Source organism: Bradyrhizobium sp. KZN70725 (genome assembly GCF_055264925.1).
Window position 1 is genome coordinate 1 of the sequence record NZ_JBUYWT010000081.1, and the last position, 26,179, is coordinate 26,179.

General features: G+C 65.0%; 23 protein-coding genes and 2 pseudogenes. 17 read left to right on the forward strand and 8 right to left on the reverse strand.

All coding sequences use genetic code 11. The features are described 5' to 3' along the window. The 3 genes and pseudogenes from ACZBJS_RS38660 to ACZBJS_RS38670 form a co-directional block, all read left to right on the forward strand. Positions 1–438, forward strand: a pseudogene (locus ACZBJS_RS38660) (hypothetical protein); the annotation flags it as partial. A gap of 343 nt (positions 439–781) precedes the next feature. Next, on the forward strand, positions 782–1,930 hold the full coding sequence (gene rnd, locus ACZBJS_RS38665; protein WP_057019895.1) for a ribonuclease D: 1,149 nt from the start codon (positions 782–784) through the stop codon (positions 1,928–1,930). 356 nt (positions 1,931–2,286) lie between these two features. Then, a complete protein-coding gene (locus ACZBJS_RS38670) occupies positions 2,287–2,490 on the forward strand; it encodes a cold-shock protein (RefSeq protein WP_016847412.1) in 204 nt (67 codons plus the stop codon). Between the two features lie 77 nt (positions 2,491–2,567). Here the strand turns inward: ACZBJS_RS38670 and purN are convergent, their stop codons facing one another. After that, entirely contained in the window at positions 2,568–3,218 is a 651-nt protein-coding gene (gene purN, locus ACZBJS_RS38675; RefSeq protein WP_057019894.1) for a phosphoribosylglycinamide formyltransferase, read from the reverse strand. Then, on the reverse strand, positions 3,215–4,288 hold the full coding sequence (gene purM / locus ACZBJS_RS38680; RefSeq protein WP_141340454.1) for a phosphoribosylformylglycinamidine cyclo-ligase: 1,074 nt from the start codon (positions 4,286–4,288) through the stop codon (positions 3,215–3,217). The genes purN and purM overlap by 4 nt, the downstream gene beginning before the upstream one ends. Before the next feature lie 160 nt (positions 4,289–4,448). On the opposite strand from purM, the gene ACZBJS_RS38685 reads away from it, so the two are divergent. The 4 genes from ACZBJS_RS38685 (at position 4,449) to ppx (ending at position 9,607) form a co-directional block, all read left to right on the forward strand. Further along, complete coding sequence (locus ACZBJS_RS38685; protein ID WP_028332358.1) at positions 4,449–4,991, forward strand: CDP-alcohol phosphatidyltransferase family protein; 543 nt, start codon at positions 4,449–4,451, stop codon at positions 4,989–4,991. Between the two features lie 87 nt (positions 4,992–5,078). After that, positions 5,079–5,756 (forward strand): P-loop NTPase family protein, encoded by a 678-nt coding sequence (locus tag ACZBJS_RS38690; protein WP_316395840.1) that lies wholly within the window; start codon positions 5,079–5,081, stop codon positions 5,754–5,756. Positions 5,757–5,887: 131 nt separating this feature from the next. Continuing rightward, positions 5,888–8,092: an RNA degradosome polyphosphate kinase gene (locus ACZBJS_RS38695; protein WP_076831991.1), complete on the forward strand. Its 2,205-nt coding sequence runs from the start codon at positions 5,888–5,890 to the stop codon at positions 8,090–8,092. A gap of 12 nt (positions 8,093–8,104) precedes the next feature. Beyond that, positions 8,105–9,607: an exopolyphosphatase gene (gene ppx, locus ACZBJS_RS38700; RefSeq protein ID WP_057019891.1), complete on the forward strand. Its 1,503-nt coding sequence runs from the start codon at positions 8,105–8,107 to the stop codon at positions 9,605–9,607. A 114-nt stretch (positions 9,608–9,721) separates the two neighbouring features. On the opposite strand, the gene ACZBJS_RS38705 is transcribed toward ppx, so the two are convergent. Beyond that, positions 9,722–10,561, reverse strand: coding sequence for a TerC family protein (locus tag ACZBJS_RS38705; RefSeq protein ID WP_141340452.1), 840 nt, complete (start codon positions 10,559–10,561; stop codon positions 9,722–9,724). Between the two features lie 112 nt (positions 10,562–10,673). Continuing rightward, positions 10,674–11,096, reverse strand: a complete 423-nt coding sequence (gene ndk / locus ACZBJS_RS38710; protein WP_016847423.1) for a nucleoside-diphosphate kinase — start codon at positions 11,094–11,096, stop codon at positions 10,674–10,676. Between the two features lie 346 nt (positions 11,097–11,442). Between ndk and ACZBJS_RS38715 the strand changes: the two genes are divergently transcribed. From ACZBJS_RS38715 to ACZBJS_RS38725, 3 genes are all read left to right on the forward strand, one after another. Next, the gene (locus ACZBJS_RS38715) at positions 11,443–11,706 is read left to right on the forward strand and encodes a hypothetical protein (protein ID WP_018271306.1); all 264 of its coding nucleotides are present in this window, start codon (positions 11,443–11,445) and stop codon (positions 11,704–11,706) included. 210 nt (positions 11,707–11,916) lie between these two features. Next, entirely contained in the window at positions 11,917–12,099 is a 183-nt protein-coding gene (locus ACZBJS_RS38720; RefSeq protein ID WP_038377182.1) for a hypothetical protein, read from the forward strand. A 107-nt stretch (positions 12,100–12,206) separates the two neighbouring features. Further along, positions 12,207–14,069: an ABC-F family ATP-binding cassette domain-containing protein gene (locus ACZBJS_RS38725; RefSeq protein WP_456827502.1), complete on the forward strand. Its 1,863-nt coding sequence runs from the start codon at positions 12,207–12,209 to the stop codon at positions 14,067–14,069. 269 nt (positions 14,070–14,338) lie between these two features. On the opposite strand, the gene ACZBJS_RS38730 is transcribed toward ACZBJS_RS38725, so the two are convergent. The 3 genes from ACZBJS_RS38730 to ACZBJS_RS38740 all read right to left on the reverse strand — a co-directional run bounded on the left by ACZBJS_RS38730 (position 14,339) and on the right by ACZBJS_RS38740 (position 16,965). Further along, entirely contained in the window at positions 14,339–14,893 is a 555-nt protein-coding gene (locus ACZBJS_RS38730; protein WP_463440029.1) for a hypothetical protein, read from the reverse strand. A gap of 101 nt (positions 14,894–14,994) precedes the next feature. Beyond that, positions 14,995–15,447, reverse strand: coding sequence for a DNA polymerase III subunit chi (locus ACZBJS_RS38735; RefSeq protein WP_057019887.1), 453 nt, complete (start codon positions 15,445–15,447; stop codon positions 14,995–14,997). 15 nt (positions 15,448–15,462) lie between these two features. After that, positions 15,463–16,965 carry a leucyl aminopeptidase gene (locus tag ACZBJS_RS38740; RefSeq protein ID WP_463440030.1) on the reverse strand — a complete coding sequence of 501 codons (1,503 nt, stop codon included), beginning with the start codon at positions 16,963–16,965 and terminating at the stop codon, positions 15,463–15,465. A gap of 370 nt (positions 16,966–17,335) precedes the next feature. Here ACZBJS_RS38740 and lptF point away from each other — a divergent pair, with 370 nt between their 5' ends. The 7 genes from lptF to ACZBJS_RS38775 all read left to right on the forward strand — a co-directional run bounded on the left by lptF (position 17,336) and on the right by ACZBJS_RS38775 (position 26,073). After that, complete coding sequence (gene lptF, locus ACZBJS_RS38745; protein WP_016847429.1) at positions 17,336–18,502, forward strand: LPS export ABC transporter permease LptF; 1,167 nt, start codon at positions 17,336–17,338, stop codon at positions 18,500–18,502. Further along, positions 18,499–19,596: an LPS export ABC transporter permease LptG gene (gene lptG / locus ACZBJS_RS38750; RefSeq protein ID WP_028335173.1), complete on the forward strand. Its 1,098-nt coding sequence runs from the start codon at positions 18,499–18,501 to the stop codon at positions 19,594–19,596. The genes lptF and lptG overlap by 4 nt, the downstream gene beginning before the upstream one ends. 77 nt (positions 19,597–19,673) lie before the next feature. Beyond that, entirely contained in the window at positions 19,674–22,091 is a 2,418-nt protein-coding gene (locus tag ACZBJS_RS38755; protein WP_253608914.1) for an LPS-assembly protein LptD, read from the forward strand. An 82-nt stretch (positions 22,092–22,173) separates the two neighbouring features. Further along, positions 22,174–23,121 carry a SurA N-terminal domain-containing protein gene (locus ACZBJS_RS38760; RefSeq protein ID WP_141340448.1) on the forward strand — a complete coding sequence of 316 codons (948 nt, stop codon included), beginning with the start codon at positions 22,174–22,176 and terminating at the stop codon, positions 23,119–23,121. Between the two features lie 17 nt (positions 23,122–23,138). After that, on the forward strand, positions 23,139–24,140 hold the full coding sequence (gene pdxA / locus ACZBJS_RS38765) for a 4-hydroxythreonine-4-phosphate dehydrogenase PdxA (protein ID WP_076831975.1): 1,002 nt from the start codon (positions 23,139–23,141) through the stop codon (positions 24,138–24,140). Further along, a complete protein-coding gene (gene rsmA, locus ACZBJS_RS38770) occupies positions 24,141–24,995 on the forward strand; it encodes a 16S rRNA (adenine(1518)-N(6)/adenine(1519)-N(6))-dimethyltransferase RsmA (RefSeq protein ID WP_057019884.1) in 855 nt (284 codons plus the stop codon). Between the two features lie 19 nt (positions 24,996–25,014). Continuing rightward, positions 25,015–26,073, forward strand: a complete 1,059-nt coding sequence (locus tag ACZBJS_RS38775; RefSeq protein WP_028344804.1) for an alcohol dehydrogenase — start codon at positions 25,015–25,017, stop codon at positions 26,071–26,073. A 12-nt stretch (positions 26,074–26,085) separates the two neighbouring features. Here the strand turns inward: ACZBJS_RS38775 and ACZBJS_RS38780 are convergent. Next, positions 26,086–26,179 (reverse strand): annotated as a pseudogene (locus ACZBJS_RS38780) (IS5/IS1182 family transposase); the annotation flags it as partial.

The following is a 26,179-nucleotide window of genomic DNA, read 5'->3' on the forward strand; positions in this document are numbered from 1 at the left end:
ATGACCAAATCGGCCGAGCCGTCCGCGCCTTCCGGCCACGCCGATAATCAACAACGAAGGCGACAGATCACGAGCTACAAAAACACGACATCTTCACCCGCTACGGACAGCCGGCCCCGAGAAAGCTCAGCACTCCGGTTGACCCAAATCGCCATCCCGACGGCGCAAGCTCCCGCAGCGGCGCGCCCCCACTACGACTGTCATCGTCCGCGAAAGCGGGCGATCCAGTACGCCGCGGCCTCTCGGTTCGAGCACAACTGTCTCTGGAATACTGGGCGGATTCAACCGGTCGAGCCGGGCGATCAAAGCTGCAAGTGGGGACGCAATGACGGCGCGGTGCGCCTCGTCACCATGACGGGTCGGTTGCAGAAGTCCGCAAATGTCACAGCCCCAAGCGTGGCGACGCATGACTTCGGAATAATGGAAAAATATCGCTGATTTGCCCGACGTGTCAAGTTGCCGTGTCGAACACGCTAGCTGTCGGCTCCTTTGCATGGGGTTGTTTTCGATATTTTGGTCGTGCGCCCCGGCGCCAGCGGGCTATCGCCTGTGGCGCTCAGCCCCCGATCGTCATGCCCGGTCAAGCCGGGCGGTGACACCGAAGGTGGCGGACGACCGACGAACTGCCGGCACGACCGGGCCGAAAACACCCTCGAATCACGCCCAATCAATTCAAAAATGGCCCGTCCCTCACCCCGCGCAGGGCCAAAATCCCTGCAAGACCCTTGACATAGCTGCCCTTTCGGCAGAACGCGTGTGGTCAAGCCGTTATGGACACTTCATGGATTTGATTAGCACGACCTCCGACCTCGCCGCCGCCTGCGACCGGCTCGCCAAACACAAGGTCATCACTGTCGACACCGAGTTCCTGCGGGAGACGACCTACTATCCGCTGCTCTGCGTCGTGCAGATGGCCAGCGCGGACGAAGCCGTCGTGGTCGACGCGCTGGCACCCGGCATCGACCTCAAGCCGTTCTTCGACCTGATGTCGAACGAGGCCGTGCTCAAGGTATTCCACGCCGCGCGGCAGGACATCGAAATCGTCTGGCACCTGTCCGGCACGATCCCGCATCCGATCTTCGACACCCAGGTCGCCGCCATGGTGCTCGGCTATGGCGACAGCATCGCCTACGACCAGCTCGTCGACCGCGTCACCGGCCACCGCCCCGACAAGACCCATCGCTTCACCGACTGGTCGCGCCGGCCGCTGACCGACGAGCAGCTCCACTACGCCGTCTCCGACGTGACGCATCTGCGCGAAGTGTTCGCAGCCCTCGATGCCGATCTGAAGAAGCGCGACCGTAGTGACTGGGTCAGCGAGGAGATGGAGGTCCTGACCTCGCCGAAGACCTACGACTTCCATCCCGAGCGCGCCTGGGAGCGGCTCAAGACCCGCGTGCGTAAGCCGCGCGAGCTCGCGGTGCTGATCGAGGTCGCGGCCTGGCGCGAGCAGGAGGCGCAGAGCCGCGACGTGCCGCGTTCGCGCGTGCTCAAGGACGATGCGGTCGGCGATATCGCCACCCATGCGCCGACCTCGCTGGAGAAGCTCGGCAATCTGCGCTCGCTGCCGAAGGGCTTTGAGCGCTCGAAATGGGGCGCTGACATCATTGCCGCCGTGCAGCGCGGGCTCGCCCGCGACCAGGCCATGCTGCCCAAGCTGGAGAAGCCGAGAAACAATTCCAACGGCGCGGCGACCGTCGAGCTGTTGAAGGTGCTGCTGCGCATGACCTCGGAGCGCCACGGCGTCGCCAGCAAGGTGATCGCCACCGTCGACGACCTCGAGCAGATCGCGGCCAGCGATCAGGCCGAGGTCGGCGCCCTGCACGGCTGGCGCCGCGAACTGTTCGGCGAGGCCGCGCTCAAGCTCAAGCACGGCCAGCTTGCGCTGGCGATCGACAAGGGCCGCGTGGTGCGGGTGGACCGGGGTTAGCGCGTCCGCCTGGTGCCCGCCAGGTTCCACCGGCAGTCGGCCAGTGGCCGAACGTGTTGCCCCGGAGTTCGACCGGCACAGGCTGAGGTTGCGTCACGCAAAACCACCGCGCTTGCTAAGGCGCAATTTTCGTGTTGCAATCCGTTCACAATCGGATTTGCGGCCGTTCGACTGTGCGTTTCGCGACGTTGATATCCAAGGCTTCGATGTACAGGGCCTCGAGAGGCGAAACTTCGGACTTGAAGACTTTGGATCTGACGACCCGGGAAGTGAACAGACAGCGCAAAGTCCGCTTGTGGCGTGGCACGTGGAAAACGTGGCCGCGTCTTTTTTATGTCTAAACTGGGAGAGAGACGATGCCGAAGGGTACCGTCAAATGGTTCAACCCGACCAAAGGTTACGGGTTCATCAAGCCAGCCGTCGGCGACAAGGACGTGTTCGTCCACATCTCGGCGGTCGAGCGCGCGGGCCTCAGCACATTGAACGAGAACCAGTCCGTCGAGTACGAGCTGGTGGAGAACCGCGGCAAGGCATCGGCAGAGAACCTCAAGGTTCACTGAACGCCGCTGCCAGCGGAATTCATCCTGATGCCTCCCCCGGCCGCATCACCCCGGGGGATGTCTCCTGCAACCGCGCGCTAAGGCGCCGGCGCGATCAGGGTATGGTCGGTTGCGCCGCTGCCCAGGGTCCTGCAGAGATCGCCTTCCAGCTTGAGCCGGCCGCTCGCCAGCAGCCGCAGCGCCTCCGGATAGATGCGATGCTCGATGGTGATCACGCGCGCGGCGAGCGTCTCGGCCGTGTCGTCGTCAGCGACCGTGACCGCGCCCTGCATCACGATCGGTCCGGCGTCGGTCTCCGGGATCACGAAATGCACCGTCGCTCCGGACAGCTTGACCCCTGCACGCAACGCCTGGCCGTGCGGATCGAGACCCGGAAAGCAAGGCAGCAGCGAGGGATGGATGTTGAGCATCCGCCCGTACCAGTGCCGCGCGAACTCGGCGGTGAACAGCCGCATGAAGCCGCCGAGGCAGATCAGCTCGACCTGCCTGTCGTCGAGCGCCCGCTGCAGCACGGCCTCGAAGCCGGCGCGGTCCTTGCCGAACGGCTTGCTCTCGATGACGATGGTCGCAATGCCGCTCGCGGCCGCCTTCTCGAGCCCGGCAGCATCGGCACGGTTCGAGATCACAGCCACGATCTCGGCCGGGAAATCCTCAGCCTTCGCAGCCTCGATCAGCGCGGCCATGTTGGAGCCGCGGCCGGAGATCAGGATGGCGACGCGGCGCTTCATCGCGAGAGATCGAGATGACCGTTATAGACCACGCGATGCTCGCCTTTGGCCTCGATCACCTCGCCGAGCAGCGTCACGGTCTCGCCGCCGGCGGTGAACGCCTCGGTCACGGCGTCGACCGCATCAGCCTTGACGATCGCGATCATGCCGATGCCGCAGTTGAAGGTGCGCAGCAGCTCGAGCTCGGCGATGCCGCCCTGCTCGGCCAGCCATTTGAACACCGGCAGCACCGGCAGCCGCGCCAGATCGATGCCGACGCCGAGATGCTTCGGCAGCACGCGCGGAATGTTGTCGGTGAAGCCGCCGCCGGTGATGTGGGCGAGCCCCTTCACCGCGCCGGTGTCGCGGATCGCGCGCAGGCAGGATTTCACATAGAGCCTGGTCGGCGTCAGCAGCGCGGCGCCAAGCGTCATGACCGGCGCGAACGGCGCCGGCGCGTCATAGGCAACGCCGGACTGCTCGACGATCTTGCGCACCAGCGAATAGCCGTTGGAGTGCACGCCGGAGGAAGCCAGCCCGATCACGGCATCGCCCGCCGCGATATCCGCGGTCGGCAGCAGCGTGCCGCGCTCGGCCGCGCCGACCGCAAAGCCGCCGAGGTCGTAATCGCCATCCTTGTAGAGGCCGGGCATCTCGGCGGTTTCGCCGCCGATCAGCGCGCAGCCGGATTCGCGGCAACCCTCGGCGATACCAGCGACGATCTGCGCGGTGGCCTCCGGGTGCAGCTTGCCGCAGGCGAAATAGTCGAGGAAGAACAGCGGTTCCGCGCCCTGCACGACGAGGTCGTTGACCGACATCGCGACCAGATCGATGCCGATGCCGCCATGAATGCCGGTCTCGATCGCGATCTTCAGCTTGGTGCCGACGCCATCGGTCGCGGCCACCAGGACCGGATCCTTGAAGCCGGCGGCCTTGAGGTCGAACAGCCCGCCGAAACCACCGATCTCGGCGTCCGCGCCAGGCCGCGCGGTGGCCCGCACCATCGGCTTGATCAGATCGACCAGTCGATTGCCGGCGTCGATATCGACACCCGAATCCGCGTAAGTGAGCCCGTTTTTGCGCTCGGTCATGCCCAATTCCAGATGATCAGGGGCTGGTTACGAGGAATTCCGCCCCCGCGCAATGGCTCGCGGCGCTGCTGCCGCGATACTATGTAGATAACACAAGGCGGCTGCGCAAAAGAGCCGGATATCGAGTAAAATCAGGCTTCTAGCCGGGAAGCGATCCAAGTTGAGCATTCCGAACATCATCACCCTCGGCCGCATCATCCTGGTGCCGGTGATCGTCTGGGCCATCGTGTCCAGCCAGATGGAGATTGCGTTCGCGATCTTCGTGATCGCCGGCGTCTCGGACGCGGTCGACGGTTTCCTCGCCAAGCGCTTCAACATGACGAGCGAGCTCGGCGCCCTGCTCGATCCGCTCGCCGACAAGGCGCTCCTGGTGTCGATCTATGTCGCGCTCGGAATCTGGGGCGCGGTGCCGCGCTGGATCGTGATTCTCGTGGTGTCACGCGACATCATGATCGTCTCCGCCGTGATTGTGTCATGGTTGTTCGACAAGCCAGTCGAGATGAAGCCGCTGATGGTGTCGAAGCTGAACACGGTGGCGCAGGTCGCGTTCGCAGCGCTGGTGCTGGCCTCGCTCGGCTTCGGCTTTCAGCCGCACCCTTACGACCTGATCCTGATGGGCCTGGTCACGATCTTTACTTTGGGTTCGGTGTCCCTCTATCTCGTGGAGTGGGTGCGGCACATGAGCACGATCGAAGCTCGGTAGGCGGGATCCGGAAAAGTGGAAGCCGGTTTTCCCGCGACAAACGCAACGCGTTTACGCATAGCTAGATAAAGTGGTTTGGAGACCTGCGTGGCCAGTAGCGTTCAACCTCGTCAATTGGCCTTGGCCCTGCCGCACGAGGAGAAGCTGACCCGCGACGATTTCCTTGAGGGCCCTGCCAATGAGGCGGCGCTGGCGCTGATCGACGGCTGGCCGGACTGGCCAAACCGAATCATGCTGCTGGTCGGGCCTGACGGCTCCGGCAAAAGCCACCTCGCCGCGATCTGGGCCGAGAGCGCCGGCGCGCGCTCGACCGCGGCGCATGCGCTGACCGCCGACACGGTGCCGACCGCGCTTGCGACCGGTGCGCTGGTGGTCGAGGACCTGAGGCCGTCGGATTTCGACGAGCGCGCGATGTTTCATCTGATGAATCTGGCGCGCCAGGACGATGCCTACGTGCTGATCACGGCGCGCATTCCGCCCTCGGCGTTCGAGATCGAATTGCGCGACCTGCGGTCGCGGCTCCGCGCGGTGCCGACCGTGACGCTGCTGCCGCCGGACGACCAGCTGTTCCGCGGCCTGATTGTCAAGTTCTGCGCCGACCGCCAGATGAGCGTGGACGAACCGCTCGTCAGCTATCTGAGCAACCGGATCGAGCGTTCCTACGTTGCCGTCCGGCAGGCGGTCGAGCTCCTGGATACCGAGGCACTCCGGCTCGGCCGTCCCGTCACGCGGGCGCTGGCGGCGGAGCTGTTGCGCGACGCCTGATCCATCCCGCGGCTTGACGGCGCAGGCGAGCGGAACATCAATGTCATCGAAACGTCATCGCAATATCACATGGTCTCTGCGGCTCTCGGCTACACCGCCCCGGCCCCTGCCCTGAATTGGACCAGCACTTTATGGACTCGGCACAAGCTACTGAAATCAAAGAAAAAGAGGCGGAGTTTCCCGCCATTCCCGCAATCGCGACCAGCCCCGAACGCTTCATCAACCGGGAGCTGTCCTGGCTGCACTTCAACCGGCGGGTGCTCGAGGAATCGGTCAATCTCGGCCATCCCGTGCTGGAGCGGGTCCGCTTCCTGTCGATTTCGGCGAATAACCTCGACGAGTTCTTCATGGTCCGTGTCGCCGGCATCAAGGCGCAGGTCCGCGAGGGCATTACCGAGCGCAGCCCGGACGGCCTGCTGCCGGCCGATCAGCTCGTGATGATCAACAAGACCGTCTCGCAGCTCGCCTCCGACCAGCAGGCGATCTGGAGCGACCTGCGGGATATCCTGGCCAAGGTCGGCATCCAGCTGGTCGACGGCCGCGACGTCACCAAGTCCGAGCGCAGCTGGATCGAGGATCACTTCCTCCACAGCATCTTCCCGCTGCTGACGCCGCTGGCGATCGACCCGGCGCATCCCTTCCCGTTCATCCCGAATCTCGGCTTCACGGTGGCGCTGCAATTGTCGCGGATCTCCGACGGCAAGGCGATGAACGCGCTGATCCGCATGCCCGGCAAGATCGACCGCTTCATCCGCATCCCCTCCACCAAGGAAGGCGCGCCGGCGCGGCTGATCACGCTGGAGCAGGCCACCGGTCTCTTCATCGGCCGCCTGTTCCCCGGCTACACCGTCAAGGGCCAAGGCGCATTCCGCATCATCAGAGACTCCGAACTCGAAATCGAGGAAGAGGCCGAAGACCTCGTTCGCCTGTTCGAGACCGCGCTCAAGCGGCGACGCCGCGGGTCGGTGATCCGGCTCGAGATCGAGGCCACGATGCCAGAGGAGCTGCGCATCTTCGTGCAGCACGCCTTGTCGGCCGCAGACGACGAAGTGATCCTGGTCGACGGCGTGCTGGCGATGAACGAGCTGTCGCAGCTCACCCGCCTCAATCGCCCCGACCTCGAATTCCCGCCCTATGTGCCGCGCCACCCCGAGCGGGTGCGCGATCATGGCGGCGATATCTTCGCCGCCATCCGCCAGAAGGACCTCGTGGTCCATCACCCCTACGAATCCTTCGACGTCGTGGTGCAGTTCCTGCAGCAGGCGGCACGCGATCCCGACGTGGTCGCGATCAAGCAGACGCTCTATCGCACCTCGAACAATTCGCCGATCGTGCGCGCGCTGGCGGAAGCCGCCGAGGCCGGCAAGTCGGTGACCGCGCTGATCGAGCTGAAGGCGCGCTTCGACGAGGAAGCCAATATCCGCTGGGCCCGCGACCTCGAACGCGCCGGCGTGCAGGTGGTCTACGGCTTCATCGAATTGAAGACGCATGCCAAGCTGTCGATGGTGGTGCGCCGCGAGGGCGGCAATCTCACGACCTATGTGCACACCGGCACCGGCAACTATCACCCGGTCACCGCGCGCATCTACACCGACCTCTCCTACTTCACCTCGGATCCGATTATCGGCCGCGACGTCGCGCGGGTCTTCAACTACATCACCGGCTATGCCGAGCCGAGCGACATCGAGAAGATGGCGGTGTCGCCGCTGACGCTGCGCAAGCGGATCATCGAGCACATCCACGGCGAGATCGCGCACGTCAAGCACGGCCGGCCCGGCGCGGTCTGGATGAAGATGAATGCGCTGGTCGACCCTGATATCATCGACGCGCTGTACGAGGCCTCGCAGGCCGGCGTCTCGGTCGAGCTCGTGGTGCGCGGCATCTGCTGCCTGCGGCCGGGGCTGCCGGGACTGTCGGAGAACATCCGCGTCAAATCGGTGATCGGCCGGTTCCTGGAACACGGCCGAATCTATTGCTTCGGCATGGGTCAGGGCCTGCCGAGCACAAAAGCTGCTGTGTATATCTCGTCCGCCGACATGATGCCGCGGAACCTCGACCGTCGCGTCGAGGTTCTCTGTCCGCTGCAAAATCCCACGGTGCATCAGCAGGTTCTCGAACAGATCATGGTCGCGAACCTGAAGGACACCGAGCAAAGCTGGCAATTGTTGCCGGATGGGTCGTCAACGCGTATGAAGGCCGCGAAAGGCGAAGAGCCCTTCAATCTGCATGACTACTTCATGACAAATCCGAGTCTGTCCGGCCGTGGTAAGTCTCTCAAGGAATCTTCACCGCGCCGTCTCACGCGTCGCAACGAGCGTCAGCAGCCATCGTCTTAAGGGGGCCTTACGGTGAAGCGGCCGCGGAAGCGCGCTTCCAGCGTCGCTGTCATCGATATCGGCTCGAACTCGGTTCGTCTCGTGGTCTACGAGGCGATGGCGCGCAGCCTCATCACAATCTTCAACGAGAAGGCGCTGTGCGGGCTCGGGCGCGAGGTGCAGAGCACCGGCCTGCTCGCAACCGATGCCGTCAACAAGGCGCTCACCGCGCTGCGCCGTTTTCGTGCGCTGTGCAGGATCCAGCAAGTCGGCCGCGTCTACGCGATCGCGACCGCGGCCTGCCGCGACGCCAAGAACGGTCCGGACTTCATCGCCAAGGCCGAGCGCATCTGCGGCGCCAAGATCGAGATCCTCACCGGGCCGCGTGAAGCGAAGCTATCCGCGCTCGGCGTCGTCTCGGGCGTGCACAATCCGAACGGCATCGTCGGCGATCTCGGCGGCGGCTCGCTTGAACTGATCGATGTCAAGGGCAGCCGCGTGCGCAGCGGCGTGACGCTGCCGCTCGGCAGCCTCGCGCTGCAGGACCTCTCCAACAAATCGCTCAAGCGCGCCGAACGCATCGTCAAGAACGAGCTGCTCGGCGTCGCCCAGCTCAAGACCGGGCGTGGCCGTACCTTCTATGCCGTCGGCGGCACCTGGCGTGCGCTGGCGCGCATTCACATCATCCAGAGCGGCTACCCGCTCAAGGTGATGCACGGCTATTCGATCCCGGCGGCCGACGCCCTCGACTTCGCGCAGCGGCTGCGACGGCTGGCGGCCACCAACATGCTGGCCAATATCGAGTCGGTCGCCGACGCGCGGCGGCCGCTATTGGCCTATGCCGCGCTCGTGCTCGAATACATCATCCGCGTGGCCCAGCCGAAGACCATCGTGTTCTCGACCTTCGGCGTACGCGAGGGCCTGCTCTACGAGATGCTGCCGCAGGCCGAACGCGCCAAGGACGGACTGCTGTGCGCCGCGCAGAACCTCAACGAATTGCTGTCGCGCTCGGCCCGCCACGCCCAGGAGCTGACGGCGTGGACCGACCGGCTGGTGCGCGTCGTCAGGCTGCGCGAGACTGAGGAAGACCGCAGGCTGCGGCACGTCGCCTGCCTGCTCTCCGACATCGGCTGGCGGGTGCATCCCGATCATCGCGGCGAGGAAACCCTCAGCCTGATCATGAACGGCAATTTCGGCTCGATCACGCATCAGGGCCGCGCCTTCGTCGCGCTCTCGGTGTTCTATCGCTACGCCGGGCTCAGCGAGGAAAACGAGCCGCCGCCGCAGATCCGCGCGCTGGTGACGCCGGCGATGGACGAGCGCGCCCGCGTGCTCGGCGCCGCATTCCGCGTCGCGCATCTGATCACGGCGGCGCGCACCGGCGTGCTGCCGGCAACCCATTTCCGCACCCAGGGCCGCAAGCTGATGCTGGTGTTCGAGCACCGGATGGTGGATCTGGTCGCCGACCGCGTCGGCAGCCGCTTCAAGCAATTGGCGCGGCTGGTCGGGCGCGCCGGCTCGATCGTGCGGCGCTAGGGCATGATCCGGAAAAGTGCGAAGCGGTTTTCCCTCGCGACAAACGCGGAATGCGCTTGCGCGGAGATCATGCTCAAACAACGAGCTCGACCCAATCGCATCGCGATTTAGGGCTCACGCCGCCTTGGCGGCGTGCTTGGCCTTGCGGAGTGCGTGGCGGCGCCAGATCGACCCCACGACCAGCACCACGATGATGCCGAGCACCGCGAGCGCGATCTCGCCGCCATTGCCGCCATGGGCGAATTGCGGCGACATCCCGACCGACGTCAGCCAGGAATCGAGCTTGGTACCGAGCGGTCCGGCGAACAGCGCGTCCAGCTTCGGATACACGGCGGGATCGGTCGCGATGACGTCACCCGCGATCCAGCCGAGCAGCGCGGCACCGGCCCAGACCAGGACCGGCAGCTTGGTGAGCAGCGCCATGATCAGCGCCGCGCCGGCAACGATCAGGGGAACGCTGATCGCAAGTCCGAGCACCAGCAGCGGCACGCTGCCATTAGCGGCGGCAGCCACGGCGATCACATTGTCGAGGCTCATCACGATGTCGGCGACGACGACGATCTGAACCGCGGCCCACAGATGCGAGGCCGCGTGCACGCTGTCCTCGTCCTCCTGCTCCGGCACCAGCAGCTTGGCGGCAATCACGATCAGCGCCAGCCCGCCGACCAGCTTCAAATAGGGAAGCTCCATCAGGCTGGCGACGATGCCGGTGAAGATGACGCGCAGCAGCACCGCCGCGGCGGCGCCGAGAATCATGCCCCACAGGCGCTGGCGCGGCGCGAGCCCGCGGCAGGCGAGCGCGATCACGAGCGCGTTGTCGCCCGACAGCAGGACGTTGATCCAGATGATCTTGCCGACGGCGACCCAGAACGTCGGCGTCGCCATCTCGTTCTTGAATTCGGTGAAGAACGCGCCGATGTACGCCGGATCAAAGATCTGCCACAGCCAGTCCACAGCGAGTCCTATTCGGCCTTGCGGCCGCCCCTGGCGGCGGTCGTCCGCCGCTCCCCGGTTCTACTTCGACGCGGTCTCCTCGGGAGACCGCGCCACTTTCAGCAATACGGTGTCAGCCGACGATCTCGTTGCCGGCGAAGAACTGCGCGATCTCGATCACCGCGGTCTCCGGCGCATCCGAACCGTGCACCGAGTTCTCGCCGATCGACTTCGCATAGAGCTTGCGGATGGTGCCTTCAGCGGCCTTCGACGGGTCGGTCGCGCCCATCACGTCGCGATATTTCAGGATAGCGCCCTCGCCTTCCAGCACCTGGACCACAACCGGGCCCGAAGTCATGAAGTCGACCAGCTCGCCGAAGAACGGACGCGCCTTGTGGACGGCGTAGAAGGTCTCGGCCTGGCCGCGGGTCATGCGGATGCGCTTCTGCGCCACGACCCGCAGGCCCGCCTTCTCGATCACCGCATTGACCGCGCCGGTCAGGTTGCGCTCGGTGGCGTCGGGTTTGATGATCGAAAAGGTGCGTTCAATCGCCATGATTTCGTCCTTGTAAACTTGGCTGGGAGTTGCCGGGGCTTATATCGGCGCGATGGGATAACGGCAAGCGACCCTGTGACGCGTTAGCCTTTAGTTTTGACGCATTTTCACGACGAAAACCGTCGTTAGGGCGCCCTCCGGACAGCGGCCGGCTCGGCCAACTTACCGCGATTTCACCTAGGTGAACCCATTCTGTCAGCGCCGTGCCGCTGCCGTTCAGCTCAAGTCACATAGGCTCTGCAGCGATCGGACGCCTTGCTGGCCCCCCATCCGCAAGCCTCACAGGACGTCTCGGGAAATGTCACCGCGGGCGTGTCGCGCGCGCCCATACCTCGAGGAGACGATCATGTTACGCAAACTCTCGCTTGCCGCCGTCGCCGCGGTTTCGCTCGGTGCCGCCGCGCTCGCCCCGACCTCCGCTTCTGCGTGGGGTGGTTGGCATGGCGGCTGGCACGGTGGATGGCACCACGGCTGGTGGGGCGGTCCGCGCGTCATCGTCGGCGGCCCGGCCTATTACGGCGGTTATGGCTACGGCGGCGGCTGCTACGTGCGCCGCGTGGTGCCGACCCCGTGGGGGCCCCGCTGGCGCCTGGTCAACCGCTGCTACTGATCCATCGAATCTACGACTGCTCCCCTGACTTGCTTCTCGCCCCGGCCCTCGCGCCGGGGCTTTTTTCGGGTCCGCCGGGGGAACCCGGGCATATATGGGACCCACTACCTCAAGGCGAGAGCAAGGCGCGGAAACCAAATTCGGGGTCGCGACTTGTCATGGCGAGGAGCTACTCGAACATGCGAGGTGGAACTCGCCAAGAGACATGCCATGACGATGACAATGAGCAAGATCGACAAGGACGCCGATCAGATTGATCACAAGACCTGCCGTTACATCTGCGATGCCGTAGGCGAACGGCTTCAGCAAAGCATGCGGCCAGAGCCCGCACTTTCGTCTCGCCTGCAGCAACTCCTCGATGAGATGCAACGACGGGAAGGCGATCGCCATTAGATGTTGAGGGCTGACCAGCAGCCCAATTGCGTTTTTGCAACAGCTCCGGGAGAGATTTTACGAACAGACGGGGTTGCGTTTGGCGGCGGGTCCGGTGACAACGCTGCATGCTCTCCATCACTGACATCTCGGTCCGGATCGCCGGACGGCTGTTGATCGATCACAGTTCGGTGCAAATTGTACCCGGAGCCCGCGTCGGATTTGTCGGCCGCAACGGCGTCGGCAAATCGACGCTGTTTCACGCCATCCGGGGCGACATCCCGACCGAGAGCGGCAGCATCGCGCTGCCGCCGCGCTGGCGTATCGGCAGCCTCGCGCAGGAAGCGCCCGACGGGCCCGAAAGCCTGATCAACGTCGTGTTGAAGGCCGATCTCGAGCGCGACGCGCTGCTGCGCGAGGCCGAGACGGCGCACGATCCGCACCGGATTGCCGAAATCCAGACCCGGCTGGTCGACATCGACGCCCATTCCGCGCCCGCCCGCGCCGCGGCGATCCTCTCCGGCCTCGGCTTCTCGACATCAGACCAGGCGCGGCCGTGCGCGGAATTTTCCGGCGGCTGGCGCATGCGCGTGGCGCTGGCGGCGACGCTGTTCTCCGCGCCCGACCTCCTGCTGCTGGACGAGCCGACCAACTATCTCGATCTCGAAGGCACCTTGTGGCTCGAGAACCACCTCGCCAACTATCCGCGCACCGTGATCGTGATCAGCCACGACCGCGACCTGCTGGACACCTCGGTCGATCAGATCCTGCACCTCGATCGCGGCCGGCTGACGCTCTACAAGGGCACCTATTCCTCGTTCGAGGACCAGCGCGCCGCGCGCGAATTGCTCGACGCCAAGCACGCCAAGCGGCAGGCCGATGAGCGCAAGCGCCTGCAGGACTTCGTCGACCGCTTCAAGGCCAAGGCCTCGAAGGCGCGGCAGGCGCAGTCGCGCGTGAAGATGCTGGAGCGGATGAAGCCGATCACCGCGCTGGTGACCCAGGATGTTCATGAGATCTCGTTCCCGGCGCCGGAGAAGCTGCTGTCGCCGCCGATCATCGCGGTCGATGACGTCTCGGTCGGCTACGAGCCCGGCAAGCCGGTGCTCAATCGCGTGACGCTGCGCGTCGATACCGACGACCGCATCGCGCTGTTAGGGGCCAACGGCAACGGCAAGTCGACGCTGGTCAAGCTGCTGGCGGGCAAGCTCGCGCCGTTTGCCGGCCGGATCACGAGGGCCGACAAGCTGTCGGTCGGCTATTTCGCCCAACACCAGGTCGACGAGCTCAATCTCGACGGCTCGCCCTATGATCACATCCGCAAGCTGATGCCGGAGGCGCCGGAGAGCAAGGTGCGCGGCCGCGTCGGTGCGATCGGCTTCTCCGGCAAGGCCGGCGACACGCTGGTGAGGAGCCTGTCGGGCGGCGAGAAGGCGCGGCTGCTGCTGGGGCTTGCCACGTTCTACGGCCCGAACATGATCATCCTGGACGAGCCGACCAACCACCTCGATATCGACAGCCGTGCGGCGCTCGCGGAGGCGATCAACGAATTCCCCGGCGCCATCATCATGGTCTCGCATGATCGCTATCTGATCGAGGCCTGCGCCGACCGCCTGTGGGTCGTGGCCAACCAGACCGTCACGGCCTATGACGGCGATCTCGACGAATATCGACGCATGATCCTGTCGGCCAATGACGGCCGGCCGGCCTCGCGCGAGCGCGTCAAGGAGGCCGCGAAGCCGGAGCGCATCCGCAACGAGAAGCGTGCTTCACCCAGGCAGCGGGTCGCGCAAGCTGAGGCCGAGATCGAGCGCATCAACGCCATCATCGCCAAGATCGATACCGCACTCGCATTGCCCGATATTTTTACCCGCGACCCCAAGCAGGCCGCGCAACTGACCAAGGCGCGCGCCGGCGCCGAGAGCGCGTTACAGCGCGCCGAGGAAGACTGGCTGGAAGCCAGCGCCGAACTCGACGAAGCGGCGAGTTAGACCGGGCGGAGCCACATATCCGATGTCGTCCCTGCGAAAGCAGGGACCCATAACCACAGATGGTCGTTGCTGCACGATCGTCGAACGACGAGTCCCCATAACCACATCCGCCGCGGCGTATGGGTCCCTGCTCCCGTGCGCAATTGCGCACTAGGCAGTGACGACCCGTGGAGGGAGCCGAGGCTCTCATTCTATCCGGTGTGATGTCCGCGCGTCCGGTATCATGCCCGCGCATGCAGGCATTGGCCTGCCGCTGCGGCGAAAACGCTCTAGCCGTGCGAGGTCTTTTTCTTCTTCGGCTTCGCCTGCTTCGGCTCGGGCACGGGATCCGGGCCGCGCTCGACGGACGACAGGCGCCCCGAGGTAAAGGTGTAGATGCCGGCGCGCGCGCCGCGCGACCAGGTCACGACCGCAACGCGCCCGCCGCCCGGAGCGCTGGACAGGTTGACGCTGTCGGGCGCGCCGATGCCGCGCACGACGTCGCATTCAGTGTGGCCGAGTGCAACGCTGCCGCCCGTTGGCTGCGGCGGTGGTGCACCGCCGGCCTGTGCGTTGGCATCGGAGGCGCCCGGCGGCGGTGCCATGCCTGGACAGCTGCCGTCGGCACTGACGAGATCGTCGTTCGTCACCGGCTTGTCCGGCGTCAGTGGCGGCGATTCGATCGAGATGTTGCGGATGAACACCCGCCCGGGACGCGAGAACCATTCCGCATCGCGCGAAAACAAGTCGGATCCGGCGCCCGAACAGCCGGCAAGTCCCGGTGCAAGCACCAGCAACGCCAGCAGCGACTTCCGACTGAATGTTCCGTCCCGCACGATCGACAAAGCTCCTACCCCTTACCTAAGGGCTTGTCCGAACATCACTTTGCGGCATGACAGTGGCCCGCCCCAAGAAACGTCGAATTATCATTAATTAGTAGCTATCGCTATTGGCGCCGCTGCCAGCGTCCCCGCTCGTCGGTCTGCCAATAGGTGACCTCGAAGCCGCGCGCCTTGCAAGCGGTCCAGCTTTCCCTGGCCGAGGCCACCGCGTCGGGGTCGTCGCCGTTGAACACGAGGACCACCCGCTCGTAGCTGTCGCAGTCGGCCGGCAGCGCCGCATTATCGACCAGGAAGCGGACATTGGCCCGATTCGGATTGCTCTCCTCGATCGACAGGATGATCGGCTGGTCCTGCGCGTCGGCGACGCGCGAGGTCGCGTGCGGCAGGAACGAATCGTCACTGTAGGTCCACAGATGCGCGTCGAGCGTCTCGGCACGCTCCTGTGACGTCGATTGCACGACCACGCGCCAGCCGCGCTCGAGCGACTTCTCGAGCAGCGGCGGCAGCACGCTCTCCAGCGTGATGTTCTGCAGGTGGTAGAACAGAACCTCGGTCATGCGCTGGCCGACACTCTATTTCCTGGCTTCATAATAGTCGGAGACCAGCCGCTCGAGCAGCCGGACGCCATAACCCGAACCCCAGCTCTGATTGATCTCGGTCTTCGGCGCGCCCATCGCGGTGCCGGCGATGTCGAGATGCGCCCACGGCGTGCCGTCGACGAAACGCTGCAGGAATTGCGCTGCCGTGATCGAGCCGCCGTTGCGCCCGCCGGTGTTCTTCATGTCGGCGAATTGCGAATCGATCTGCTTGTCGTATTCGGGACCGAGCGGCATGCGCCACACCTTCTCGCCGGTCTCGAGCCCGACCTTGGCCAGCCGCTCGGCGAGCTCGTCATTGTTGGAGAACATGCCGGCGTGATCGGTGCCGAGCGCGATCATGATCGCGCCGGTCAGCGTGGCCAGATCGACCATGAATTTCGGCTTGAACTTCTTGGCGACGTACCAGAGCACGTCGGCGAGCACGAGGCGTCCCTCGGCGTCGGTGTTGATGATTTCGATGGTCTGGCCGGACATCGAGGTGACGATGTCGCCCGGACGCTGCGCATTGCCGTCGGGCATATTCTCGACAAGGCCGATGGCACCGACCGCATTGACGCGGGCCTTGCGCGCCGCCAGCGCGTGCATCAGCCCGACCACGCAGGCCGCACCGCCCATGTCACCCTTCATATCCTCCATGCCGCCGGCCGACTTGATGGAGATACCGCCGGTGTCGAAGCAGACGCCCTTGCCGACGAACGCGACCGGCGCCTCGCTCTTCTTGCCGCCGTTCCAGCGCATGATCACGGTGCGGCCGGGTCGCGCCGATCCCTGCGCGACGCCGAGCAGCGCGCCCATGCCGAGCTTGGTCATCGCCTTGACGTCGAGCACCTCGACGCTGACGCCGAGCTTGCGAAGCTGGCTGGCGCGGCGTGCGAATTCCTCGGGATACAGCACGTTCGGCGGCTCGTTGACGAGCTCACGCGCCAAATACACACCGTCGACGACGGACGCTTCAGGCGCGTAGGCCTTCCTGGCGGCGGCAACATCGTCGACGGCGATCGAGACGTCGGCCCGCAGGGCGCCGTCCTCGCCGTCCTTCTTCTTGGTCTTGTAGCGGTCGAACTTGTAGGCGCGCAGACGGATGCCGGTGGCGATCGCGGCGGCCTGGCCGGCGGCCATCGCGGCTTCGGGCAGTTCCGCGACCACGGTCATCGAACCGCTGCCGGCATTGAGCTTGCCGGCCGCCACGCCGCCAAACTTGAGAAAATCGTTCTCCTTGAGGTCGGCCGCCTTGCCGGTGCCGATCACGATCAGCCGCTCGACCTTGATTCCCTCCGGCGCCAGGATGTCGAGGACCGCCCCACTCTTGCCCTTGAACTGGTTGGCGGCCGCGGCCCGCTTGACCGTCTCGGCGGCAACTCCCAGCGCCTTCCGGGTGGCGGCTCCCAGCTTCAATTGGTCGTCGCAAAAGACCACCAGAATACCGCGAGCGGACGCGGAGATCGGAACAAAGCCGACCTTGACGGCGTCGGACATAGGAAAATCCTCCAGAACTCAGGGTGTTGCTCGGACCTGAGGCGGTCCTTCCGGCACGCGGGGTGAGCATTGCGATGGCGGTCCGGAACCAGTCCGGACCGGGCTTGTCATACACTATGACCTGCCGGCTGCGCCGCTGCCAAGCGCCGGAGTGGCCGGAAGGCCACAAAAGCGATTAATTAACCATAAATTAAGCGTGCCTTGGCCCGGCCATTTTGTTGACGGATCAAAGGGATGGTAGTGAGAGAGTGACTAGAGAGTGAGCCGGACGGGTCCGCGGCTCGACCATAGGGGAACCCGGGTTGACGGGGATGGTCGAGAGCCGTGCGTTTGGTTGCGTGCAGGGGGCCTTGGGGGTCGTGCGGTAGCGATGGGGTCGATCGACAAGTACATCTTTAAGACGACGCTGGCGTCGTTTGCGCTTGTCCTGGTCAGCCTCACCGGCGTGATCTGGATTACGCAGGCGCTGCGCGGCATCGACCTGATGACCAGCCAGGGTCAGACCATCCTCACCTTCCTTGGCATCACCGGTCTCGTGATTCCCGCCCTGGTGCTGATCATCGCCCCGATCGCGCTGATGATCGCGATCTCCCATACGCTGAACAAGCTCGCGACCGATTCCGAAATCATCGTCATGAACGCGGCGGGCTTCTCGCCGATCCGGCTGTTCCGGCCGTTCTTCCTTGCCACCTGCGTGGTGGCGGCGCTGGTCGCCTTCATCGGCGCCTATCTCGCCCCCGACGGCATGCGCCGAATCAAGCAGTGGGACGCCGAGATCACCGCCGACGTGCTGACCAACATCCTGCAGCCCGGCCGCTTCGCCCAGCTCGACCAGAACTTGACGATCCGGATCCGCGAGCGCCTGCCCGGCGGCGTGCTCGGCGGCGTCTTCGTCGACGATCGCCGCGATCCGCAGGAGCGCGTCACCATCATCGCCGACCACGGCACCGTGCAGAAGACCGACCGAGGCTCGTACCTCGTGCTCTATGACGGCAATCTGCAACGGTTCGAGGTTGGCAAGCGTGATCCGGCGCTGGTCGCGTTCGCCCGTTACGCCTTTGACATGTCGAAATTCTCGCAGGGCCGCGACGTCACGCTCGGGATTCGCGAGCGCTATCTCTGGGAGCTGATGTGGCCGGACGAGGAAGACAAGACCTATCAGCAGCTGTCGGGCCAGTTCTTCGCGGAGCTGCATGATCGCTTCATGGCGCCGATCTATCCGTTTGCGTTCGCTGCCCTTACCTTCGCCTTCCTCGGCGCGCCGCGCACCACGCGCCAGAGCCGCAATTTCTCGATCGGCGGCTCGGTATTCGCGGTGTTCGGCCTGCGCATGGTCGGGTTCGCCTGCTCGGTCATGGCGGTGAAGACGCCGCTCGCGGCGCTGGTGCAGTATCTGATGCTGTTCGGCGGCATCGGCATCGGCATCTGGATGATCGTCGGCGGCGTGGTCGTCGAACCGCCGCCGCGGCTGATGGAAGCGATCAACAGGAACAACGAGCGCATTGCGCGCCTCTTCCGGAGGCCGGCAACCGCATGAGCATGGTCACAAACACGCTCGGGCGTTATTTCGCCGGCCGCTTCGTGGTCGCGGCGGTGGGCGTGTTCGCGGGCATCTTCGTGCTGCTCGTGCTGGTCGATTACATCGAGATGGTGCGCAAGACGTCGGGCCTCGTCTCGGCCTCCGCGATCACGGTCGCGGAAACTTCGCTATTCCGGGTGCCGCAGCTGCTCGAGAAGCTGATGCCGTTCTGCGTGCTGATCGGCGCCATGACCTGCTACCTCGCTTTGTCGCGTCGGCTGGAGCTCGTCGTGGCCCGCGCCGCCGGCGTCTCGGCCTGGCAATTCATCTCGCCGGCGCTGGCCAGTGCGATCATGCTCGGCATCTTCGCGACCACCGCCTACAATCCAGTATCGGCCAATCTGCGCGAGCTGTCCAAACGGATGGAAGCCGAGCTGTTCGGCTCGGCGCCCGGCGGCGGCATTCAGGACGCGTCCGGCTTCTGGCTAAACCAGATCAACGACGAGGGTCAGGCGATCATCAATGCGGCCCGCAGCGAGCAGCAGGGCGTCCGGCTGACCGGCCTCACCGTGTTTCGATTCGATACGGCGCTCCAGTTCAAGGAGCGAATCGAAGCGCGCGAAGCGGCGCTCGAAGACGGCCGTTGGGTGTTCAAGGGCGTGCGCCGATTCACCCTCGATAAGCCTCCGGTGGATCAGGACACCTTCTACCTGACCACCACCCTTACCCCGGCACAGGTGCGCAACAGTTTCTCCACCCCGGAAACTGTGTCCTTTTGGCAACTGCCGAACTACATCCGTTCGTCGGAGAGCTCAGGGTTCGCGACGGCCGGCTATCGCTTGCAGTATCACAAGCTCATCGCACAGCCGTTTTTGCTGGCTGCGATGGTGATGTTGGCGGCTTCTGTGAGCCTCCGCTTCTTTCGGATGGGCGGCGTGCAGAAGATGGTTTTGAGTGGCGTGGGCGCAGGCTTTCTGCTCTACGTGCTGTCGAAAGTAACTGAAGATTTGAGCAAGGCTGAGTTGATGCATCCCATCGCTGCGGCGTGGTTGCCTGTCGTTGTGGGCAGCCTCACCGGTTTCTTAGCCTTGCTGTACCAGGAGGACGGGTAGTGGCTATCGTCGCCGCCCGCCAGTTGAGGTCGCCTGCTCTCGGGCGGCGCAGTGTCCTGCGCCGTCAACGGAGCCGCATGGCCGCGTTTGGCGTTTCGATCTCAGCTCTCCTCGCCGCGTTCGTCGTGGTCAGCGCGCTCGACGTTGTCGCGTCGACGCCGGCTGCCGCGCAGGCCTTCACCTACAATCCGCGTCCGCCGAAGCCGCCCCGCCCGCCGGCCAAGAATGACGGGCAGATGCTCGTTCAGGCGACCGAGGTCGATTACGACTACAACAACCAGCGCATCTCGGCCGTCGGCAACGTCCAGATGTTCTACAACGGCACCAGCGTCGAGGCCGACAAGGTCATCTACGACCAGAAGACCAAGCGTCTTCATGCCGAAGGCAACATCCGCATGACCGATGCGGAAGGCAAGATCACCTACGCCAACATCCTTGATCTCAGCGACGACTACCGCGACGGGTTCGTCGATTCGCTGCGCGTCGACACGGAAGACCAGACCCGCATGGCGGCGACCCGCGCCGATCGGTCCAGCGGCAATTACACGGTGTTCGACAACGGCGTTTATACCGCCTGTGCGCCCTGTAAGGATGATCCGAAGAAGCCGCCGCTCTGGCAGGTCAAGGGCGCGCGCATCATCCATAACCAGACCGAGAAGATGCTCTATTTCGAGAACGCCCAGCTCGAGTTCTTCGGCGTTCCGATGGCGTATCTGCCCTATTTCTCGACGCCCGATCCGACCGTGAAGCGCAAGAGCGGCTTCCTGATGCCGGGCTTCACCACGTATTCGGCGTTCGGCGTCGGCGTCGAAATCCCCTATTACTTCGCGCTCGCGCCGGACTTCGACGCGACGTTCAATCCGCGCATCACCTCGAAGCAGGGCGTGCTGTTCCAGGGCGAATTCCGTCAGCGCCTGTCGAACGGCGCCTATCAGATCCGGCTCTACGGCATCGACCAGCTTGATCAAGGCGCCTTCGCCGGCCAGCCCGGTGACCGCCAGTTCCGCGGCGGCATCGAGACCAAGGGTCAGTTCGCGCTGAACGACAAATGGACCTGGGGCTGGGACGGCGTGCTGCTGTCCGACTACTACTTCATGTCCGATTACCGGCTGGCCCAGTACAAGGATCCGTTCGGATCGTTCCTGTCGCTGCCGACCGAGGCGATCTCGCAGCTCTATCTGACCGGCGTCGGCAACCGCAGCTTCTTCGACGCACGCGCGATCTATTATCTCAGCTACTCCGGCAACCAGAACCAGGTTCCGGTGGTCGCGCCTGTCATCGACTACAACAACGTGATCAACAGCCCGATCTTCGGTGGCGAATTCAGCTACAAGGTGAACTTCACCAACCTGACCCGCGAAACCGCGGTGTTCGACCCGATCACGACGACGGCCAACACCAACGGCCTGTGCCTGACCACATCCGCGGACCCGATGGCGCGCACGCCGTCGCAGTGCCTGCTGCGCGGCATGCCCGGCACCTACACAAGGCTGACCGCCGAGGCGCAGTGGCGTAAATCCTATACCGACCCGCTCGGCCAGATCTGGACGCCGTTCGTCGGTGTCCGCGCCGATGCCATCAACGCCGACATCTCGAACCAGCCGGGCGTTTCCAACTTCCTGCCGGTCGGCGACACCCAGACGGTCCGCCTGATGCCGACCGTCGGCTTCGAATACCGCTACCCCTTCATCAACGTGCAGCCGTGGGGCACGACGACCATCGAGCCGATTGCGCAGGTCATCATCCGGCCCGACGAACCCAGCGCCGGCAAGCTTCCGAACGAGGACGCGCAGAGCCTGGTGTTCGATACCTCGAACCTGTTCGCGATCGACAAATTCTCCGGCTACGACCGCGTCGAAGGCGGCAGCCGCGCCAATGTCGGCGTGCAGGCCACCACGCAGTTCGATCGCGGCGGCAGCGTCAAGGCGATGTTCGGACAGTCCTATCAGATGTTCGGGCTGAACTCGTTCGCGGTCGCGGACGTCACCAACACCGGCATCGATTCCGGCCTGCAGAATCCGCGCTCGGACTATGTCGCGAGCCTCGCCTACTCGCCCAACCGCACCTACACATTCAGCGTCCGCTCGCGGATGGACGAAGCGACCTGGAACATCAACCGGTTCGAGGCCCAGGCCAGCGCGAACTTCGACCGCTGGTCGGTCAGCCTGATGTACGGCGACTATGCCGCGCAGCCGGAGCTTGGCTATTTGACGCGCCGCGAAGGCATCCTCGCCAGCGGATCGATCAAGGTGGCGGCGAACTGGGTGGTTCAGGGCGCGGCGCGCTGGGACCTTGAAGCGAACAAAATCAACCAGTACGCGTTCGGCGCGGGCTATGTGGACGACTGCTTCGTGCTGGCCGCCAACTATGTCACGTCCTATACCTATCAGGCCGGCTCGACGCCGCCCGTCCTCAGCCACGCGTTCATGTTCCAGATCGGGCTGCGGACGATCGCGCAGACCTCCACGTCCAGCAGTTCGGCTGGCATGCAGTAGCGAGCGGTCTGGCGGGGTGCTTGGATTGCCTGCGGGCCTGTGGCTCCGGCTTGAATTGGTTTAAACGGCTGACATGACGATAATGACGACCGCTAGCCTGCCAACGCGCCGCCATCAGCTAGTGTTGAGTTCCCTGCTGGCTCTTTTCCTCCTGCTCGGAGGCGGTGCGCGACTGCATGCCCAGACCATCGCCGTGATGGTCAATGGCGAGCCCATCACCAATTACGACATCGAGCAGCGCGCCAAGCTGAACGCCCTGACCGGCGGCAAGACGCCTGATCGGAAGACCGTCCTCGACGAGCTGATCGATGAGAAGCTGAAGATCAAGGAAGCCAAGAAATTCGGCGTCGATCCCTCCGCCGGCGATATCGACCAGTCCTTCGGCGGCATGGCGCAGCGGATGCGGCTTTCCGGCGACCAGCTCACCAAGGTGCTCGAGGGCAAGGGCATCCGCCCGGATACGCTGAAGCAACGCATCAGGGCCGACATGGTCTGGACCAGCCTGGTCCGCGGCCGCTTCAAGGAAAGCCTGCAGGTTGGCGAAAAGGACGTGGCCAACGCGGTCAAGGAGGCCGGAGGCGCGGCTGAGGCCGAGGCATTCGAATACAGGATGCAGCCGGTCGTTCTGATCGTGCCCCGCGGCGCGCCGCAGTCGGAGTTCGAGGGACGCCGCAAGGAAGCGGACAGCCTGCGCGAGCGCGTCACCAGTTGCGAGGAAGCCAACACCTTCTTCAAGTCGATGCGCAACGCCGCGATCCGCGAGATCGTCGTGAAGACCTCGGCCGACCTGCCGCAGTCGCTGCGCGACATCCTGGACAAGACCCCGGTCGGCCACCTCACCCCTCCCGAGGTCACCAAGCAGGGCGTTGAAATGGTCGCCCTCTGCGGCAGGAAGGCAACCACCGTCGACACGCCGAAGAAGCGTGAGATGCGCGACAAGATGTACGTGCAGAAGTACGAGGCGAAGTCGAAGGCCTACCTGCAGGAAGTCCGAAAAGCCGCGATGATCGAATATCCAGGCGGGCGATGATCGACTATCGTTGACGCATGGCTCAACCTCTCGCACTTACATCCGGCGAGCCCGCAGGCATCGGCCCCGACATCACGCTCGCCGCATGGCTGCGCCGCCGCGAACTCGATCTCCCGCCGTTCTATCTGCTGGGCGACCGCGCCGCGCTTGCCGAACGCGCCAAGACGCTCGGGCTTGCCGTCGAGTTGGCCGAGGTCAGCGCCGCGGAGGCATCCACGACGTTCGCACGCGCCCTTCCCGTGGTTGCGACCGGCAAGACGGTGACGGCGCGACCGGGCCAGCCCGACGGCACGAGTGCCGATGCGGCGCTGGCATCGATCCGGCAGGCCGTCGCCGATGTCGCCGCCGGCAAGGCCAGCGCCGTCGTCACCAATCCGATCGCCAAGAACGTGCTGTACCGCGCCGGCTTCCGACATCCCGGCCATACAGAGTTCTTGGCCGAGCTTGCCGCAAACGGCGGGCGCGCGCCGCAGCCGGTGATGATGCTGTGGTCGCCGGCGCTCGCCGTCGTCCCGGTGACGATCCATGTGTCGGTCCGCGAGGCGCTGGCGCAATTGACGACCGACCTGATCGTGTCGACCGCGCGGATCGTGGTCGCGGACATGAAGGCGCGGTTCAGCCTCGCGGCGCCGCGGCTCGCCATTGCCGGCCTCAATCCGCATGCCGGCGAAGACGGCACGCTCGGCATGGAAGACGTCGAGATCGTCGCGCCCGCGGTCGAGATCCTGCGCCGCGACGGCATTGCCGTCCGGGGCCCGCTGCCGGCCGACACCATGTTCCACGCAGCCGCGCGCAAGACCTACGACTGCGCGATCTGCATGTATCACGACCAGGCGCTGATCCCGATCAAGACCGTCGCGTTCGAGGACGCCGTCAACGTCACGCTGGGGCTGCCCTTCATCCGGACCTCGCCCGATCACGGCACCGCATTCGATATCGCCGGCACCGGCAAGGCCAATCCGTCGAGCCTGATCGCCGCCCTCCGGCTCGCCGCGCGCATGGCCGCGGCATCAAGCTAAGTGAGCACGATCGACGATCTGCCGCCGCTGCGCGACGTCATTCGCGAGCATTCGCTGTCGGCGCGCAAATCGCTCGGCCAGAATTTTCTGCTCGATCTCAACCTCACCGCGCGCATTGCCCGCGCCGCGGGCCCGCTGGAAGACTCCACCGTGATCGAGGTCGGCCCCGGTCCCGGCGGCTTGACGCGCGCGCTGCTTGCGCTGGGTGCCAAGCGCGTGATCGCCATCGAGCGCGACGAGCGGGCGCTGGCTGCGCTCGACTATATCGCCAAGCGCTATCCCGGCCGCATCGAGATCGTGCATGGCGACGCGCAGCGCTTTGACCCGCGTCCCTTGCTCGATGGCGCCAAGGCCAAGATCGTCGCCAACCTGCCCTACAACATCGCGACCCAGCTGCTGGTCGACTGGCTGTCGATCGAGCCGTGGCCGCCCTGGTACGACATGATGGTCCTGATGTTCCAGCGCGAGGTCGCCGAGCGCATCGTCGCCCATGAGGACGAGGAGGCGTATGGCCGGCTCGCGGTGCTCGCCAACTGGCGCGCCGAGACCAAGATCCTGTTTGACATCTCGCCCGCGGCCTTCGTGCCGCAACCGAAGGTCACGTCCTCGGTGGTACGATTGATACCGCGCGCCGCGCCCGAGCCGTGCGACCGCCGCATGCTCGAGCAGGTCGCAGCCGCCGCCTTCGGCCAGCGCCGCAAGATGCTGCGCCAGAGTTTGAAATCGCTGTCGGTCGATCCGGCGCGGCTTGCTGCCGCAGCCGATATCGACGCGACACGGCGCGCCGAAACCATTCCGGTCGCGGGCTTTGTTGCCATGGCCCGGGAATTGGCCGATATAAGGGCCACAAAATAGAACAACAGGAGAAAACGTAATGGCGCGTATGGTTCGCCAATCCCTCGTCAAATTCGATGCACCGCTGTGCGAAACCATCGTCGACACGCCGAAGCCCCAGGGACGCGAAGTGCTGGTGCGCATCGAGCGCTGCGGCCTGTGCCATTCCGATCTCCACATCCAGGACGGCTACGCCGATCTCGGCGGCGGCAAGAAGCTCGACACCACCCGCGGCATGACCCTGCCCTTCACGCTCGGCCATGAGATCGCGGGCGTGGTCGACGAGGTCGGCCCCGATGCGCCGAAGGATCTGATCGGGACGAAGAAGGCCGTCTTCCCCTGGATCGGCTGCGGCCAGTGCCGCGACTGCCTCGCCGGCGACGAGAACCTCTGCGTCAAGCAGCGCTTCCTCGGCGTCTCGATCGACGGCGGCTTCGCCACCCACGTGCTGGTGCCCGACGCAAAATACCTGCTCGATTACGATCCGCTGCCGGTCAACCAGGCCGCCACCCTGATGTGCTCCGGTGTCACCGCCTATGGCGCGCTGAAGCGCCTGGTCGATCGTCCGCGCCAGCGCAATTTGCTGCTGATCGGCCTTGGCGGCGTCGGCATGATGGGCCTGTCATTCGCGCAGGCGATGTTCAAGCAGCCGATCACGGTTGCCGATCTCAGCCCCGCGGCGCGCGAGACCGCGCTGAAGAACGGCGCGGCGGCCGCCTATGACCCGGCAGAGCCCGATGTCGTCAAGCGCATGCTGAAGGAGAGCGACGGCGGCTTCGACGGCGTCGTCGACTTTGCCGGCAACGAGAAGTCGATGGCGTTTGCGGTGTCGACGGTCGCGCGCGGCGGCAAGATCGTGGTGTCCGGCCTGATGGGCGGCCAATTCACGCTGCCGATGGTGCAGTGGGTGTACAAGCGCATGACCATCGAAGGCTTCATGGTCGGCACGCTGGCCGAAGGTCAGGAATTGATGGCGCTCGCCCGCGCCGGCAAGATCAAGCCGACGCCGATGAAGGAAGAGCCGATGGCCGACGTCCAGAAATGGATCGACGAGCTGCGCGCCGGCAAGGTCGTCGGACGCATCGTCCTGAAGAACTAGGTGGTGTGGACACTAGCGCATCCATAGAACAATGGCAGCGAGAGTGACGACGGCCCGGTAATTCCGGGCCGTTTTTTCGAAGCGGGTTGCGACACGTCGGAACTGC